Genomic DNA, 16,209 nt, shown 5'->3' with positions numbered 1-16,209 from the left:
ATTTTTTTTAGAGAAGGTAATGGCTCGTTATATCAAGATGCGGATATTTTATATATGGCTTGCGGTGATTATGTTGCCGTTAATTAACTCTGGAGTTTCAGCATCACAGCATAAGGAAGCCGGGTTGAAGGCCGCAACCCATGAACCAAGCATGGTAAAAACGCCAGACGTGCTTATTTCATTTGATAATGACAGCGATACAAAATATGCGGTGGTGGTTGAAAAGGATACTCAGCAATTACTTGTCTATTCTTATGATGATTATGATGATTCCTTTAAGAAAATGTATAGTTTTAAATGTTCAACCGGCGAGACGGCCGGGAGGAAATTCCGCTCTGGAGACAAAAAAACTCCTGAGGGGCTCTACTTTTTCACCGACAAGTATAAAAAGAGGGATCTTTCGCCAATCTATGGCAGCATGGCCTTTCCGATAGATTACCCTAATTTTTTTGATCGCATTGAAGGCCGCAAAGGCCATTCAATTTGGCTTCATGGAACCAACCAGTCTATAAAAGCGATGGATTCAAACGGGTGTATTGTGCTGGCAAACCAGGATATTGATAAACTGGCAAAATATATTGTCTTGCATAAAACCCCTGTTGTCATTGTGGACAAGCTTTCGTATGCTTCTTTTGATGATAAGAGCGGGATCAAGAACTCTATCTTTAATTTTGTTGAACAATGGAACCATGCGCTTGAGAACGGCACTTATCATGAATATCTGGAGTGTTATGCTCCTGAATATTTGCCTGATATTTCCTGGTGGACAGAGTGGAACAAAGTTCAAAAGATTTATTCTGCGTCTAATCTGGATCTGTCTGTTGAAATAAAAAAAAGATCAATTTTAAGGCATAATGGGATTTATGTTATCTTGTTTGATCAGTTTGTAAGATCATCAGACAAGGAATTACATGCGGGAAGTAAAAAACTTTTTTTGACATATAAGGGGGGCTTCTTCAGAATACTCGGCGAAGAATCTCATGGAGCTCCAACAAATCAAAAGGATAGCAATCCGCTTGTTTCAGCAAGCCTTAATCTGAAAAGATTGCTTGAAGATAAGCATGAAATTACAGGCTTTGTTGACATGTGGTTGAAAGCATGGTCTACAAAGGATATTAAGCAATATGGAAGCTGTTATTCAAGCGATTTCCGTTCCCAGGGAATGAATCTTAAAGCATGGCTTAACTACAAAGAGAGCTTGAATAGTAAATACGATTTTATTCGTGTTTCAAGAGACAATCTGATTATTAAACAATTAGGAAATAAAACTACAATTTCATTTATTCAGACTTATATCTCGAACACATTCAAAGCAAAGGGAATAAAAAAACTTATATTAATACAGGGAAAAGATGGATGGAAGATCTTTCGAGAAACTTGGCAAAAGTTATAAAGGAACACATACCGCCAAAGCCGTCAAAAAGAGATAGGTCCTGGAGTATTTTGTTTTTAGAGGATCGCGGGCATATGATATCGATAAAAAAGCCCAAAATGGTGGTGATTACATTAGCGATTATACTGGTTATCGCCATAGTTTCTTTTTTCTGGTCATTAATTATTTTCAGAAGCATGATAGAAGATAATAAGAATTTGAGCAATGCTTTGGATATTTCGCGCCAGGAGGTTGTGTCTTTGCGTGATGAAAAGGATCTGCTGATGGTGCGTCTTGTTGTGGCGGAAGCCAAGATTAAAAACAGAGACGCCGATATATTAACCTCGGATTCCAAAGCGATTGACAAAACAGCTTCTTTGCCGGACAAGAAGCAGGTCGGAGAAAAAACAGATCTTGCCGGGCCTGAAAAGCTTCAGAAAACCACTATGGCGGATTTTAGTATTTTATTTGAACCAGATACCGATGTATTGAATGTTCAATTTAAAATAATAAATGCCTCTCAAAATGACCCGCCTGTTTCAGGACATGCGTTTGTAATACTAAAACAAAACAAAGATGATCAAAGTACCTGGCTGACATTCCCATCAGTATCTCTGGTTTCAGGGAAACCTGCCAATTTTAAAAAAGGGCAGTATTTTTCAATATTGCGTTTCAAAATCATCAAATTCAAAGCACAGAATGAATCTGATCCAAAACGATTTAAAACAGCCACGGTATTTGTATTTGCTACAACAGGTGAACTGCTGATTGAAAAAAGTTTCCCTGTAGAGATTAAAGAATCTGTTCCAAACCAAACATGATGGCGTCGTAAGGGTCCATATTGTTCAAGAAAAACAAACAAACCGGATTTTACTTGGGCTGCATAAGCATAATTGTTGCTTTTTTAATTATTGCTGTTTTTTTTCTACCAGGTATTGCCGCAGCACAAAAAAGAATTCATACAATATTTTTTGAGGGCACAGATCATGAACTTCATGTGTACAAAATTTACGGTGAAATTCCCGGTAAAACGCTTCTGCTTATAGGCGGCATACAGGGAGATGAACCAGGTGGCTTTCTTGCTGTTGACCATTATGCAGATATCAATCTGGCCGAAGGGAGTTTGATAGTCGTGCCAAGAGCTAATTTTCAGTCCATTGTTTTAAATCGCCGGAAAATAAATGATGATATGAATCGGAAGTTTGCAGAAGACCGTAAAAACAACTATGAGACTAAGATCGTTGAAATTTTAAAAAAACTGATAAATGAAAGTGATTGCCTGCTTAATCTGCACGATGGATCAGGTTTCTATTCTGACAAATGGGAGGGGCCTGAAAGAAATCCAACAAATTATGGTCAATCGATCATTGCTGATTGTGAGTCTCTTGTAAATTCTGAAACAGGGCAGACCATTCATCTTGGCACCATGGCAAGATCGGTAGCTACAAAGATCAATGAGGATATAAAGGATTCCTCTTATTACTTTTCTTTCAACAATCACAAAACAATCGAAAAAACCTCGTTGCATAAGGAGCAACGCAAATCTGCGACCTATTATGCTTTGTATAAACGCGGGATACCGGCATTTGGGGTTGAGACCAGCAAATCGCTGCCTCTGCAGATGCAGGTGCGACATCATCATCTTGCGATTAATGCATTTATGGAAAAATTCGGAATTGTTCCTGAGACGCCCGGCTTGAACCTTGATAAACCTGTGCTTGATTATCTGATTATTTCGGTAAATGATTCTTTTCCGATAGTTGTTAAAAATCAGCAGACGCTGAATATTAATTCAGGAGATACTGTTTTAATATCGCATATGGAGGCTAATTATGAGAGAGGCCTTTCTGTAGATATTATCGGCTGTGGAACTCTTCACGATATGCGAAAGAAAATTAGAATAACCGGGCCTACACGAGTTGTCGCAAAAAAAGATTTCTTTTCATGTGGAAGTGTTTATATAGCAATTAATAAAAGCGAAAAAAAGATGGCTCAAGGTGTATCAATCACAAAAAGGCCGTTTTTGACTACGCATATAGACTCCTTTAAAATAAAAATTAACGGCAAGGAACATATATTCTCAAATAATGATCATGTTAAACTGATCAAGGGGGATAGGTTTGAAATTGTTGATGTAATCGGTGGGCCCGGAGACCCGGCAGATATGATCGTGAATTTTAAAGGCTATGTCGGCAATACTGGCAATAATACCGGAGAAGACAGAGGGTATGTAATTAACACGGCCAGAGATCTCTGGAAACGCTATTCTCTGAACAAAAACGGGATCGCCTATCAGGTGATAGTTACCTACAATGAAAAACAGGTGGGCGAATTGATTGTCGATTTAAAAGAGCCTGTTTTACTTTTACAATAAGATACATGGCCATGGCCATGTTATATGAACATACTTTTATAAGAGTAGCCCCTACAAGCCATGTGGAATGGGCTTGCTTTTATGGTTCAGGAGAGGCGTCATGTGGAACAAATCGGATAATATATCTATTATTGATGAGGGGCTGACGGTTGAAGGTACGATTTCTGTTAAAGGGAAATTGGTTATAAAGGGGACTGTGAAGGGAAGCCTTGTAGGAGAAACCGTGATTGTTGCCGAAGGAGGGGTTGTTTGCGCTGACACTAAAGTCGCAAGCATAACAATGGGCGGAAAATTTGAAGGGAAGCTCAACGCGTCTAATGAGTTGATTATACTTTCAACAGGAAGCTGTAACGGCGAGGTCATATGTAAAAATCTTGTTGTTGAGGCCGGTGGAATATTAAATGCTAATGTAAATTGTATTTCAAAACAGGAACCAACAAAATAAAGAGTTTTTTTAGACTTCATCCTTTTCCCATTTGAATTTTGCATAAACCGGGTAGTGATCTGATGGATAAACCCCATCAATTGTATCATATATTATTTTGCACTCCTGAGGAATAATCCCGCCGCGATAAAGAATCCAGTCAATATGATTTCCGTTTTTATTTCCTGAAAACCCATGGTGTGTTCCAGGGAAAGGTTCCCTGAAGACGTTTTTAAAATAGAGCTTATTTGTTGAATTTGATTTTTTATCCTGACCGGTTAATATCTTATAACAAGAAGAGGAAGGGGTCGCATTAAAGTCTCCCATGAGAATTACGGGCGGTTCAGGCAACAGGTATGATAGCCGTTCCATAATCAGCCTGACGCTTTTGGTCTGGACTGCGGTATCAAAATCAAAGTGGGTATTTATATATATCAAAAACCGGTTTTTATTTTTGAATATTCCAATAGTGCATTGCCTGGGCCAACGACTTTCACGGGAACGGCTGGGCATCATTGGCGTTGGGCTCAGGAAAAAATGTTCCTTATGAACACATTCCCATGTTTTTTTATAGAAAATAATATTGTTTTGCCAAAAGGACGGAGCAGGGCTTCTCTTTCCAATAAAGTTAAATTCAGGCAGGATGTCTTTAAGAAAATCTGTCTGGAAATCGTTTGCTTCCTGAAAACCGATAAAGTCTACGCTATGGTTTTTGAAAAGACAGGGAAAGCATTTTTTTCGATGATTCCAGCTGTTGGAGCCGTCATCTGCCAGGCCAAAACGCAGATTGAGTGTTAATACAGAAAACATATTATCCATAAACCGATTTAGGCCTTCAATTTTACTTCAGTTTAAAGATTCCCTGTAGCAAGCTACGGGAAATACGCTCGCTATTGCGGTTCAAACAGCTTTATTTTGCAAAGACTTCTCAAAACGCTAAGCTTTTCGATTATTTCTAACCATTTCAGTAGATAATAGTCAATCTAAAAAAAATATTTTACCTGGTTTTTATTCTTGACACAATATAATATTTTAATTTATAGATAATGTTTTAAGTAAGGAGGAAAGATAGGGTGAAAAAATATACATATAGTGCGACTCAGGCAGACAACAAGGGTAAATGGTGTATTGTTGATGCAAAGGGAGCGGTTCTCGGCAGGCTGGCTACTTTGATAGCTTCACGCCTTAGGGGCAAACACAACCCCTTGTTTACACCTCATGTGGATACAGGCGATTGGATTGTAGTTATAAATGCCGACAAAATTGTTCTTACCGGAAGGAAATTGGACCAGAAATGCTATTATCGGCATAGTGGTTATATCGGAGGGTTAACGACAATTACCGCAAAGAAACTATTGGAAAAGAGGCCTGAAGATCTTATCCGTTTTGCTGTCAAAGGGATGCTTCCTAAAAACAGGCTTGGGAGCAAGTTGTTTAAAAAGTTGAAGGTTTATACGGGCGATAAGCATCCTCATACAGCTCAGCAACCAGAGGCTGTTTAGCATTTTGCAACTAAAAGGTGAGTTTAAATTTAATTATCATCAGGAAATAGTATATGAATAAAGAAAATGTTTATTATGCAACAGGAAAGCGAAAGAACGCTATTGCCAGGACCTGGCTAATGCCCGGAAAGGGAGCAATTGTCATTAATAATCGTCCAGTGGAAGATTATTTCAAGATTGTATCTCTAAAAACAATTATGACTCAGCCGCTTGCTCTAACCAATACTATCGGGTTGTTTGATATAAAGGTGCATGTTAAAGGCGGAGGTATTTCAGGGCAGGCCGGCGCAATCAGACACGGCATTACAAAGGCGCTAATGTTATCCGACCCTGAACTTAGACAGGTTCTGAAAAAAGCCGGTTTTGTCAAACGTGATCCCAGGGTAAAAGAAAGAAAAAAATACGGTCAAAAGGGTGCAAGGGCTCGTTTTCAGTTTTCAAAACGTTAATATTTATATATACGAGGCTATGGATTTAGCAGCTTGAATCCTGTTCCGGATTCAAATGTTCTGATACCGGTTGTTTCCGTTAATTCAAAAAGTATGACTTCCATTATGTGCCACACCTTAACACCATTACGGATGCATCCGGTTGTTGTAAACGCTTTTCTACCACATGCCATATGCATATGGAGCATCGGATTACCCTCATCGTCAGGGAAAATGGTTCCCGCACCTGCTACCTCATGAACATCGTTAAGGATATGCTCCATTGGCACTATGGTTTTCATGCGTCCCTGCTCCGGCCCTACCACCAGCTTGCTGTCTTTGTCAGCTCCTCCGATAATGATTAGCGCTGCAGCCTTAATGGACTGGTCACGCGCAAACCTTTCAATCTCTTCATGAACAATATCTCCGTCTTCAAGACGTATAACAAAAATACGCCCCTGTTTTGCCTGTGAATATTTCATATTGAATCCCCTTGATAAGCCATACGTCCCCTGATACGGTAAATCAGCATCTTATGAGAGTTGTTCTTTTCTAAAAACACGTTTTTTCCAAAGTCAATAATATTGCAATCATATTTGATAGCTTCGCAAAAAGTCCCTTTAGCCTGTCATTTCGAGTGAAACGAGAAATCTTTATTCTGCAACCCATTGAAAAGATAAGGTTTCTCCCTGCTGCCAGAGTGACACATTCGACAAATCCGACTTTTTATGAGTTCATCATGGTTAAATATATTTTAAATAACAATAACAAGTTGTCGATTAAAAAACAAATGATAAGTTTTAACTTTAGAGGCGTTTTGCAAAGGTCTCCTTTAGTGACTAAAGCGAGCTAATGGTGGGAAATGATGGACAAAAGAGGCGCCCTAGTAACGATTAACGGAGCAATGGGCGAGGGAGGGGGGCAAATACTGCGCACATCCCTCGCTCTTTCGTTATGTTCAGGCAAACCTTTTCGTATCGTAAACCTGCGCTCACGACGCAAGAAACCGGGCTTCAGATACCAGCACCTGGTCTGTGCCAATGCCGCAGCAAAGATCGGTGACGCCAGGATCGAAGGTGCGGCACTTGGCTCTCAGGAATTGATATTCATTCCAACGACCATCAGGCCCGGTCATTACCATTTTGACATCGGGACTGCCGGCAGCACCGCTCTGGTGCTGCAATCGGTACTTCCTGCCTTGCTGATCGCAAACGGGCCGTCAACACTGATACTCGAAGGCGGCACACATAACCCTTTTGCCCCTACCTTTGACTTTCTGCAACAGGTCTTCCTGCCCATCATCAACCGGATGGGACCAACGGTCGAAGCACGCCTGGAACGTCCGGGGTACTATCCCAAAGGGGGAGGCAGGTTGAGCGTGACAATCCAGCCTGCTAAAAACCTTCAAGCCTTCTATCTCCATGAGCGAGGAAAAATTCTGGAGCAGCGCGCCACTGCCACTGTGGCCGGCCTGCCCCGTCATATTGCACAACGAGAAATCGGTGTAGTCGGGCAAAAGCTTGGATGGGGTGAAGAATGCCTCTATATCAAGGAAGAACCGGCTGACATGGGTCCCGGCAACATTGTCACAATTGAGATTAAAAGCGAATACATCTCAGAGGTATTTACCGGTTTTGGCGAGAGAGGCGTAAGAGCGGAAACCGTGGCTGACAAGGCCGCTAAAGCAGCTCTCCGCTATCTGGATGCCGGTGTGCCTGTCTGCGATCATCTCGCTGATCAGCTGCTCCTTCCCTTTGCCCTGGCCGGCGGCGGATCCTATAACACCCTTAAACCAAGTGCGCACACCAGGACAAATTCCGAAGTATTAAAGCTTTTCATGGACATTGGAATCAGCATGGACCAGATCAGCAAGGACATCTGGCAAATTACTCTTTTGCAGGAAAGTTTGCGGAGCTTTAAATTTAGACCACCTTTTGAGTAGATTGTGCCAGTGTTTCGATATTCAACGGAATCCCTTTTTCAGCATCCAATAACAGCGAGATATTTTCTTTTTTACATTTACTTTCGCATATTCCGCAACCAAAACATCTCTCAGAAATAATCTTAACCTTTTTCTTTTCTTTGCCGTTATCCAAAATCGAGATGATTTCTATTGCATCGAATTGACAATATTTTGCACATTCACCACAACCGATACAATCCTCTCCGACAACCGCACTATATCCTGATGGAAGAACTGTTTTCATGTTGTATTCAAACATGAATTCCAATCCCAAACAGCAGCACTTACAACAGTTGCAAATCGCGTAAAAACGATTTAGCATAGCTTTTTTAAACCACGCCGTATGGACGTGACCCCTCTGATCCTCTTCTTTCAGAATCCTTAACGCCTCTTCCGGAGTTATTCTGCGGGAACGAAACGGCTGAACCATACGGGCCAGATCAGCAAAAGGCTCACCAACAACCAAACATACATCTGTTGGTTTGCACGGATCACTTTTTTGAGCTCTGCAAGGGCATTCATAAACTACGATATTTTGAGGATTTTTGAGTATAATGTCCTTTGCATATTTATATGGAAGTACCTGATCCAGGTTCCTGAGTTCAATATTCCTATTAATGGTAATGAATTTGGCTGCATCATCCAATCGAACCACTTTGCCATGATACGTTTCGCATGTATGGTTGCGAAAGGATTTGGGATTTAGCTTTACAAGTTTTTTCAAGACCCTCAAATAGGTTGCTGTAGCCGCATATAACGTACCATGGATTATGGTTACAGGATTATATTTAGCTTCTTTCAAAGCATAAAGAAGAGACTTAAGCAAAGACATATTAACTTCCTCTTTGATCCCATTATTAAGCCATCTTGTTGGAATATCAGCATGTTAATATCGACACTTAAGTAATAAATATCAAAGAAGAAGCTGAAAAGCAATATGCATGTTTTTGTATGGTTTTTGAACCCAAACAGCAAGCGAATCCAAGGGAAGGCAGTGGGACGCCGGTGTTGCAGTAGACGTTTATTATCAAAATCAAAAAAAACTTGACACTATGTATAAGGTTTGTTAGAGAATTACTTTAAAACTAATAATAAAGATTATGAAAAAATTATCAGCTATTTATAGCCTTATTGGTCTAATTATTGTCCTCGTCGCAGGTGTCCTAACCTGCTGCGAGCACGGGGCTTAATAATGGCTTAATTATATTATTATAAAGAATATAAAATCCGTTATCAGCTCCTAAATCTGGTAACGGATTTTTTTTTGAACTGCAAAAAATCTTTTTTCAGGAGGCTAATTAGAATGAAAAGCGATATTGTTAAAAAAGGTATCGAAAGGGCGCCTCATCGAAGCCTCTTTAAGTCAATGGGATATACTGATGCCGAGCTGAAAAGGCCTCTTATAGGCATTGCCAATTCAGCCAATGCGATTATTCCGGGTCATATCCATCTTGATAAAATTGTAGAAGCTGTAAAGGCCGGAGTTTATATGGGGGGCGGCACCCCTGTAGAATTCGGTACTATCGGTGTTTGTGACGGCATTGCCATGAATCATACCGGAATGAAGTATTCTCTCGCGAGCCGTGAACTTATCGCCGATTCAATTGAGGTGATGGCTACCGCCCATGCATTTGATGCCATGGTTATGGTTGTAAATTGCGATAAGATCGTGCCTGGAATGCTGATGGCTGCCGCACGCCTGGATCTTCCCACAATTGTAATAAGCGGAGGCCCTATGCTGGCCGGAGATAATCCAAATCAAACAGGGACAGGGAAAATCGACCTTATCACTGTTTTTGAAGCTGTCGGCGCAGTGCTTTCAGGCAGGATGTCGGAAGAGGACTTGACCTCTATTGAAAATGCCGCCTGTCCAACCTGCGGGTCATGTGCCGGCATGTTTACCGCCAACTCCATGAACTGTTTGACCGAGGCCATAGGCATGGGATTGCCAGGCAACGGCACAATTCCTGCCGTGATGGCCGCGCGTATCCGTCTGGCCAAAGAGGCTGGAATGCAGATAATCAGCCTTTTAAAGCAGCAGATTACTCCGAAAAAAATCATGACTGAAAAGGCGTTTAAAAATGCTCTTACAGTTGACATGGCGCTTGGCTGTTCCACCAACACAGCCCTGCATCTTCTGGCAATTGCAAATGAAGCAAAGGTAAATATCGACCTTAATATGATCAACGAAATCAGCAAGGCGACACCTCATCTTTGCTCGCTCAGCCCTGGAGGCAAACACCACATAGAGGATCTGAATCGTGCGGGAGGCATCAGCGCTCTAATCAATGAGCTGTTACATGCGGGCCTTATCAACAATGACTGCATGACTGTAACCGGAAAAACGATCCACGACAATGTTGCAGATGTTCAAACGCTGGATAAGGATATCATACGGCCTGTAGACAACCCGTATCATAAGTATGGAGGTCTTGCCGTACTTTTCGGAAACCTTGCACCTGATGGATGCATTGTAAAACAGTCTGCGGTTTTAGATGAGATGTTGCGCCATGAAGGGCCTGCCAGGGTTTTTGATTCTGAAGAAGATGCCGTCCAGGCTATTATGAACGGCAATATAAAAAAGGGGGATGTTATCGTCATACGTTATGAAGGGCCCATGGGCGGCCCTGGAATGCGGGAAATGCTAACTCCGACTTCTGCAATTGCCGGCATGAAATTAGACGCTCATGTTGCGCTTATCACAGACGGCCGTTTTTCAGGAGGCACTAAAGGCGCATCCATAGGGCATGTTTCGCCGGAAGCCATGCAGGGAGGGCCTATTGCAATTGTTAAAGAAGGGGATCTTATATCAATCGATATTCCAGGCAAAAAAATAACTCTCAAGGTTACTGAAGAGAAAATCAAGGATAGATTTGCCTTGTGGTCGCCTCCTGAACCAAAGATAACACATGGATATATGGCCAGATATGCTCGAATGGTTTCTTCTGCCGACAAGGGGGCTATAGTAAAATAAAGTGCGCTAAAGTGCCTAAAGTATATTAAAGTGCCTAAAGTTGTGGTACGCTTTCGGCATGCCAATTTTAATGTTAGCTCACTTACAACAAACAACGAGCAACCGGTAACCAGCAACCAGCAAAAGAAAGGATTTATCATGAAACTTACAGGCGCACAGATCCTTATGAAAATGCTAAAGGAAGAAGGTGTTGACACTATCTTTGGATTTCCTGGTGGTGTTGTCATAGACATTTATGATGAACTGGCTAAAACAGATATACGGCATATACTGGTCCGCCATGAGCAGGCAGCGGTTCATGCCGCGGATGGTTACGCAAGGGCCAGCGGCAAGGTTGGTGTCTGTCTGGTAACATCAGGACCCGGGGCTACCAATACAGTGACCGGAATTGCTAGTGCTTATATGGACTCCATTCCCATAGTTATATTTACCGGTCAGGTTCCTACACACCTTATCGGGAATGATGCTTTTCAGGAAGTGGATATAGTCGGAATAACAAGACCATGCACCAAGCACAATTACCTTGTTAAGCGCACCGAGGATCTTGCAAGAATCGTTAAAGAGGCATTTATTATAGCTGCATCCGGCCGACCGGGGCCTGTGCTGATCGATCTTCCAAAGGATGTGTCAAGCACGGCAATAACTTACAAAGCGCCCCAAAAAATTGAGCTGAAGTCATATAAACCTACTTATAGCCCAAACATGAACCAGTTGCAAAAGGCGGTAAAACTTATAAAGAATGCCAAAAAGCCGATTATTTTTGCAGGCGGCGGGGTTGTTCTTTCAAGAGGTTCAAAAGAGCTTACTGAATTGGCCCATAAAACCCAGGCCCCTGTAACATGCTCCTTAATGGGGCTTGGAGCATTTCCGGGCACAGATCCTTTGTGGTTAGGCATGATCGGCATGCATGGCACATATCGAGCCAACATGTGCTCAGGAGACTGCGATCTTATGATTGCCGTTGGAGTCCGTTTTGACGACCGTGTTACCGGAAAAACAGATACATTTGCACCTAATGCAAAGATTGTGCATATTGATATTGATCCCACATCAATACGCAAGAATATTCCTGTTGCCGTCCCTGTGGTGGGTGATTGCAAAACAACCCTTGGTCTTCTTAACAAGCTTTTAGACAAGGAGGACCTGGGCGATCTGAAGAAAAAGAGGAAAACCTGGTTGGATCAGATAGAAAAGTGGAAAAGCACGACTCCGCTGGCATATAAACAGAAAAATATTATCAAGCCGCAATATGTTGTCGAGAAACTTTACGAATTGACTAAAGGCAATGCGATTATAACTACTGAAGTTGGGCAGAATCAGATGTGGGCCGCGCAGTATTATCATTTTAACAAACCCAATCATTTTATTACATCAGGCGGGCTGGGGGTTATGGGGTTCGGGCTTCCAGCAGCAATCGGCGCTCAATTGGCCTGTCCTAAAAAGCTTGTAGTGGATATTGCCGGAGACGGCAGCATTCAGATGAACATACAGGAAATGGCAACTGCAAAACAATACGGTCTTCCAGTAAAGATCGTTATCCTGAACAACCAGTATCTTGGCATGGTCAGGCAGTGGCAGGAATTGTTCTACGACAAACGTTACACTGCTACAGGCATGGAGCATGCCCCTGACTTTGTAAAACTGGCAGAGGCATACGGAGCCCTTGGTTTAAGGGCTACAAAGCCTGAAGAGGTTGAACCGGTACTCATAAAAGGCCTTTCTTCACCTAGAACAGTAATTATGGACTTTGCTGTCGAGAGGGAAGAATGTGTTTATCCAATGGTGCCTGCCGGAGCTCCTATAACGGAAATGCTTCTGGCCTGACAGCAAACGCTAAAGTATAATTAACCGATTAAATTAAGGATATAAATCATGACTGAACAAAAACATATACTTTCGATTTTAGTTGACAACCAGCCGGGGGTGCTGTGCAGGATCACAGGATTGTTCAGCGGAAGAGGCTATAATATTGAAAGTCTTTCTGTTGCCGAAACTACCGATGCTCTGGTGTCCAGGATTACCCTTGTTACCAAGGCGAACGCTCCGGTTGTCGAGCAAATCATGAAGCAGCTTCACAAGCTTATAAATGTGATAAAAGTACATGAACTTACAGAATCAAGTTATGTTCAAAGGGAGATGGCCCTTATCAAGGTTCAGGCCAGATCTGAACACCGGGCTGAAATCCTCAGAATCGTAGATATTTTCAGGTGTAAAGTGGTTGATGTCGGGCAGGAGCATTACACCTTAGAGGTTACCGGAGATGAAGACAAAATGCATGCAATTTTGAATCTTCTAAAACCGATAGGGATTAAGGAAATCGCAAAAACAGGGGTTATCGCCCTTTTCCGGGAATCAAAATGAAAATTACCATAGGAGTTTTTTGCATAGGGCTAAATATTACAAAAATGTAATTATAAATCGGGGAGAATAAAATGGCAAATATCGATTTCGGCGGTGTTGTAGAGGAAGTAGTTACATCTGAAGAATTTTCTCTTGAGAAAGCCAGGGAAGTACTTAAAGATGAAATTGTTGCAGTTTTAGGTTATGGCGTGCAGGGACCTGGGCAGGCTTTGAACCTGAGGGATAATGGTATTAACGTTATAGTAGGGCAGCGTGAAGGTGGTGCATCATGGGATCATGCTGTTGCAGACGGTTTTATTCCAGGCAAAACACTTTTTCCTCTTGAGGAGGCGGCACGGAAAGGGACCGTTATTCAGTTTCTCCTTTCAGATGCTGGTCAGGTTGCAACATGGCCTCAGATAAAAGAATGTCTTAATGAAGGAGATGCTCTATATTTTTCGCACGGATTTTCAATTGTTTATAAAGACCAAACAGGTATTAAGCCTCCGGAAAATGTTGATGTCGTTTTAGTGGCCCCAAAAGGATCGGGCCGCACAGTGCGCACTAACTTTCTGGCCGGCAGCGGCATTAATTCCAGCTTTGCAGTTCATCAGGATTTTACGGGAAAGGCAAAGGAGAGAACTATTGCATTAGGAATTGCTATAGGATCGGGTTATCTTTTTCTGACTACTTTTGAGAAGGAAGTCCGTAGCGATCTTACCGGCGAGCGTGGCGTTCTAATGGGATGCCTTTCCGGTGTAATGGAAGCACAATATAATCTTCTTCGAAAACATGGTCACAGCCCGAGTGAAGCGTTTAATGAGACCGTAGAGGAGCTTACTCAGAGCCTCATACGACTTGTGGCGGAAAATGGCATGGACTGGATGTTCTCAAACTGCAGTACCACTGCTCAGAGAGGGGCTCTGGATTGGGCTCCAAAGTTTCGTGACGCCGTGGTTCCTGTCTTTGACGACCTCTATGAAAGTGTTCTGTCGGGCAAAGAGACAAAAAGAGTTATCGAAGTCAACAGCGCTCCTGATTATCGTGAAAAATTGCAAAATGAACTTGATGTAATCAAGAATTCAGAAATGTGGAAAGCCGGCGCAGCAGTTCGATCATTAAGGCCTGAAAACCGAAAAAAATAAGAAAGAGCAATATTATGGAACCTATCCTGCTATATGATACCACCTTAAGAGACGGAGCCCAGGGAGAAAACATCAGTTTCAGCGCTGAAGAAATGATAAAGATCGCACAGAAGCTTGATGATCTCGGGATACATTACATAGAGGGCGGCTGGCCCGGTTCCAATCCCAGGGACGAACGCTTTTTTGAGCTGGCGAAAAATATTAAATTTCAAAATGCCCGTCTTGCTGCATTCGGCGCAACCCGCAAGCCAGGAATCAAGCCTGATGATGATCCTAACTTAAATGCGCTTCTTGAAAGCGGCGCTCCTGCTGTCACAATTTTCGGAAAGACATGGGATCTCCATGTCGAGCAGGTTATGAGAAATACTTTGAAAGAGAATCTCGCGATGATATGCGACTCTGTCGAGTATCTGAAGAAGAATGATCGTGAAGTTATCTACGATGCCGAGCATTTTTTTGACGGGTATAAGAAAAATCCGGGTTATGCATTGAAAACCCTGATGGCTGCTGTAGAAGGCGGCGCAGACACTATTGTTCTCTGCGATACAAATGGCGGCACCCTGCCATTTGAAATAGAATCCATCATAAATAATGTACAAAAAAGCATTGCTGAAAAACAGAGCACAAAAACAGATGACCTGGCGCTTAAAATCGGAATTCATACACATAACGACTGCGGCTTGGCTGTGGCCAATTCCATAGCAGCGATCCGCGCGGGCGCTGTTATGGTTCAGGGGACTGTCAATGGATATGGAGAAAGATGCGGCAATGCGGACCTTACCTCAATTATACCGATTCTTTGTATAAAAATGGATTGTCCGTGTATTTCAAACAAGAACCTTGCAAAATTAAAAAAGGTCTCCAGGTTTGTCAGCGAGACTGCGAACATGATTCCATTAAGCACCAGGCCCTTTGTGGGCAAAAGCGCTTTTGCCCACAAGGGCGGTATTCATGTAAGCGCTATCATGAAGGTTCCGGGGGCATATGAACATATGGATCCTGAGTATGTGGGGAACAAGCGCCGTGTTTTGATATCGGATCTTTCAGGCAAGAGCAATATAGAATACAAGGCCAGGGAACTGGGCATTGAGCTTAATGGCAAGGGGCTTGACAGCCGCAAAATCGCTTCTGAAATAAAACGGCTGGAAGATCAGGGTTATCAGTTTGAAGCGGCTGACGGCTCCTTTAAAATACTTATGGAAAAATTTACAAAACAGTTCAAACCGTTATTTGAACTGAAATCTTTTAGAGTTCACGTTGAAAAGGAAAAAGATCATCCGTGTTCGTCTCATGCTACTATCAAGGTTTCTGTCGGCGATAAAGAGGAAATTACCGCCGCCGAAGGACATGGGCCGGTTGGCGCTCTGGACAATGCCTTGCGCAAGGCTCTGGAAAAATTTTATTTAACAGATCTTGATTCCATGCGTCTTGTAGATTTCAAAGTCCGGGTAATAGATGGCGACAAAGGAACTGCGGCAAAGGTAAGGGTTTTAATAGAATCAAGAGACGAAGATGATATCTGGAGTACAATCGGCGCTTCAGAGGATATCATTGAAGCAAGCTGGCAGGCGCTGGCAGACAGTTTTCAGTATAAGCTGGCCAAGGAACGGAAAAAAGCATTGGAAAATAGTCGAGTAGAGAAATAGTTGGATAGTCGAGTAGTCAACCACTCGACTAATTTCCTACT

15 protein-coding genes are annotated in these 16,209 nt (G+C 42.3%); 12 read left to right on the top strand and 3 right to left on the bottom strand.

Translation table 11 applies throughout. The features are described 5' to 3' along the window. Positions 1-19 precede the first annotated feature (19 nt). The 4 genes from VMW78_10385 to VMW78_10370 all read left to right on the top strand — a co-directional run bounded on the left by VMW78_10385 (position 20) and on the right by VMW78_10370 (position 4,191). Entirely contained in the window at positions 20-1,393 is a 1,374-nt protein-coding gene (locus VMW78_10385; protein ID HUV51409.1) for a L,D-transpeptidase, read from the top strand. A gap of 74 nt (positions 1,394-1,467) precedes the next feature. Continuing rightward, positions 1,468-2,193, top strand: a complete 726-nt coding sequence (locus tag VMW78_10380) for a hypothetical protein (GenBank protein ID HUV51408.1) — start codon at positions 1,468-1,470, stop codon at positions 2,191-2,193. A gap of 53 nt (positions 2,194-2,246) precedes the next feature. Then, the gene (locus tag VMW78_10375; GenBank protein HUV51407.1) at positions 2,247-3,746 is read left to right on the top strand and encodes a M14/M99 family metallopeptidase; all 1,500 of its coding nucleotides are present in this window, start codon (positions 2,247-2,249) and stop codon (positions 3,744-3,746) included. A gap of 100 nt (positions 3,747-3,846) precedes the next feature. Further along, positions 3,847-4,191 carry a polymer-forming cytoskeletal protein gene (locus tag VMW78_10370; GenBank protein HUV51406.1) on the top strand — a complete coding sequence of 115 codons (345 nt, stop codon included), beginning with the start codon at positions 3,847-3,849 and terminating at the stop codon, positions 4,189-4,191. Between the two features lie 9 nt (positions 4,192-4,200). Here VMW78_10370 and VMW78_10365 read toward each other — a convergent pair whose 3' ends face one another. Next, positions 4,201-4,989 (bottom strand): endonuclease/exonuclease/phosphatase family protein, encoded by a 789-nt coding sequence (locus VMW78_10365; GenBank protein HUV51405.1) that lies wholly within the window; start codon positions 4,987-4,989, stop codon positions 4,201-4,203. A 254-nt stretch (positions 4,990-5,243) separates the two neighbouring features. Here VMW78_10365 and rplM point away from each other — a divergent pair, with 254 nt between their 5' ends. Then, the gene (gene rplM / locus VMW78_10360) at positions 5,244-5,672 is read left to right on the top strand and encodes a 50S ribosomal protein L13 (protein ID HUV51404.1); all 429 of its coding nucleotides are present in this window, start codon (positions 5,244-5,246) and stop codon (positions 5,670-5,672) included. Between the two features lie 53 nt (positions 5,673-5,725). Next, on the top strand, positions 5,726-6,121 hold the full coding sequence (gene rpsI, locus VMW78_10355; protein HUV51403.1) for a 30S ribosomal protein S9: 396 nt from the start codon (positions 5,726-5,728) through the stop codon (positions 6,119-6,121). Between the two features lie 17 nt (positions 6,122-6,138). On the opposite strand, the gene VMW78_10350 is transcribed toward rpsI, so the two are convergent. Then, positions 6,139-6,582: a PPC domain-containing DNA-binding protein gene (locus VMW78_10350; protein HUV51402.1), complete on the bottom strand. Its 444-nt coding sequence runs from the start codon at positions 6,580-6,582 to the stop codon at positions 6,139-6,141. Between the two features lie 380 nt (positions 6,583-6,962). Between VMW78_10350 and rtcA the strand changes: the two genes are divergently transcribed. After that, a complete protein-coding gene (gene rtcA / locus VMW78_10345) occupies positions 6,963-8,042 on the top strand; it encodes an RNA 3'-terminal phosphate cyclase (GenBank protein HUV51401.1) in 1,080 nt (359 codons plus the stop codon). On the opposite strand, the gene VMW78_10340 is transcribed toward rtcA, so the two are convergent. Then, positions 8,023-8,895: a 4Fe-4S dicluster domain-containing protein gene (locus tag VMW78_10340; GenBank protein ID HUV51400.1), complete on the bottom strand. Its 873-nt coding sequence runs from the start codon at positions 8,893-8,895 to the stop codon at positions 8,023-8,025. The genes rtcA and VMW78_10340 overlap by 20 nt on opposite strands. Before the next feature lie 471 nt (positions 8,896-9,366). On the opposite strand from VMW78_10340, the gene ilvD reads away from it, so the two are divergent. The 5 genes from ilvD (at position 9,367) to cimA (ending at position 16,168) form a co-directional block, all read left to right on the top strand. Beyond that, positions 9,367-11,037: a dihydroxy-acid dehydratase gene (ilvD, locus tag VMW78_10335; protein ID HUV51399.1), complete on the top strand. Its 1,671-nt coding sequence runs from the start codon at positions 9,367-9,369 to the stop codon at positions 11,035-11,037. Positions 11,038-11,175: 138 nt separating this feature from the next. Continuing rightward, positions 11,176-12,861, top strand: coding sequence for a biosynthetic-type acetolactate synthase large subunit (ilvB, locus tag VMW78_10330; protein ID HUV51398.1), 1,686 nt, complete (start codon positions 11,176-11,178; stop codon positions 12,859-12,861). Between the two features lie 48 nt (positions 12,862-12,909). Next, positions 12,910-13,398, top strand: coding sequence for an acetolactate synthase small subunit (gene ilvN / locus VMW78_10325; protein HUV51397.1), 489 nt, complete (start codon positions 12,910-12,912; stop codon positions 13,396-13,398). Between the two features lie 71 nt (positions 13,399-13,469). Continuing rightward, the gene (ilvC, locus tag VMW78_10320) at positions 13,470-14,522 is read left to right on the top strand and encodes a ketol-acid reductoisomerase (GenBank protein ID HUV51396.1); all 1,053 of its coding nucleotides are present in this window, start codon (positions 13,470-13,472) and stop codon (positions 14,520-14,522) included. A 14-nt stretch (positions 14,523-14,536) separates the two neighbouring features. Beyond that, entirely contained in the window at positions 14,537-16,168 is a 1,632-nt protein-coding gene (cimA, locus tag VMW78_10315; GenBank protein HUV51395.1) for a citramalate synthase, read from the top strand. Positions 16,169-16,209 lie beyond the last annotated feature (41 nt).

The organism is Anaerolineae bacterium (genome assembly GCA_035529315.1).
In the GTDB taxonomy this organism is placed as follows: Bacteria; Desulfobacterota; Desulfobacteria; order Desulfobacterales; family ETH-SRB1; genus Desulfaltia.
This window is presented reverse-complemented; position numbering and strand designations above follow the sequence as displayed.

Excerpts from the sequence above, each read along its gene's own strand:
- cimA (HUV51395.1), top strand. The coding sequence starts at position 14,537 with ATGGAACCTATCCTGCTATATGATACCACCTTAAGAGACGGAGCCCAG.
- ilvC (HUV51396.1), top strand. The coding sequence starts at position 13,470 with ATGGCAAATATCGATTTCGGCGGTGTTGTAGAGGAAGTAGTTACATCT.
- VMW78_10350 (HUV51402.1), bottom strand. The coding sequence starts at position 6,582 with ATGAAATATTCACAGGCAAAACAGGGGCGTATTTTTGTTATACGTCTT.
- VMW78_10370 (HUV51406.1), top strand. The coding sequence starts at position 3,847 with ATGTGGAACAAATCGGATAATATATCTATTATTGATGAGGGGCTGACG.
- VMW78_10365 (HUV51405.1), bottom strand. The coding sequence starts at position 4,989 with ATGGATAATATGTTTTCTGTATTAACACTCAATCTGCGTTTTGGCCTG.
- rtcA (HUV51401.1), top strand. The coding sequence starts at position 6,963 with ATGATGGACAAAAGAGGCGCCCTAGTAACGATTAACGGAGCAATGGGC.
- VMW78_10340 (HUV51400.1), bottom strand. The coding sequence starts at position 8,895 with ATGTCTTTGCTTAAGTCTCTTCTTTATGCTTTGAAAGAAGCTAAATAT.
- ilvB (HUV51398.1), top strand. The coding sequence starts at position 11,176 with ATGAAACTTACAGGCGCACAGATCCTTATGAAAATGCTAAAGGAAGAA.
- ilvD (HUV51399.1), top strand. The coding sequence starts at position 9,367 with ATGAAAAGCGATATTGTTAAAAAAGGTATCGAAAGGGCGCCTCATCGA.
- rpsI (HUV51403.1), top strand. The coding sequence starts at position 5,726 with ATGAATAAAGAAAATGTTTATTATGCAACAGGAAAGCGAAAGAACGCT.
- ilvN (HUV51397.1), top strand. The coding sequence starts at position 12,910 with ATGACTGAACAAAAACATATACTTTCGATTTTAGTTGACAACCAGCCG.
- VMW78_10380 (HUV51408.1), top strand. The coding sequence starts at position 1,468 with ATGATATCGATAAAAAAGCCCAAAATGGTGGTGATTACATTAGCGATT.
- VMW78_10385 (HUV51409.1), top strand. The coding sequence starts at position 20 with ATGGCTCGTTATATCAAGATGCGGATATTTTATATATGGCTTGCGGTG.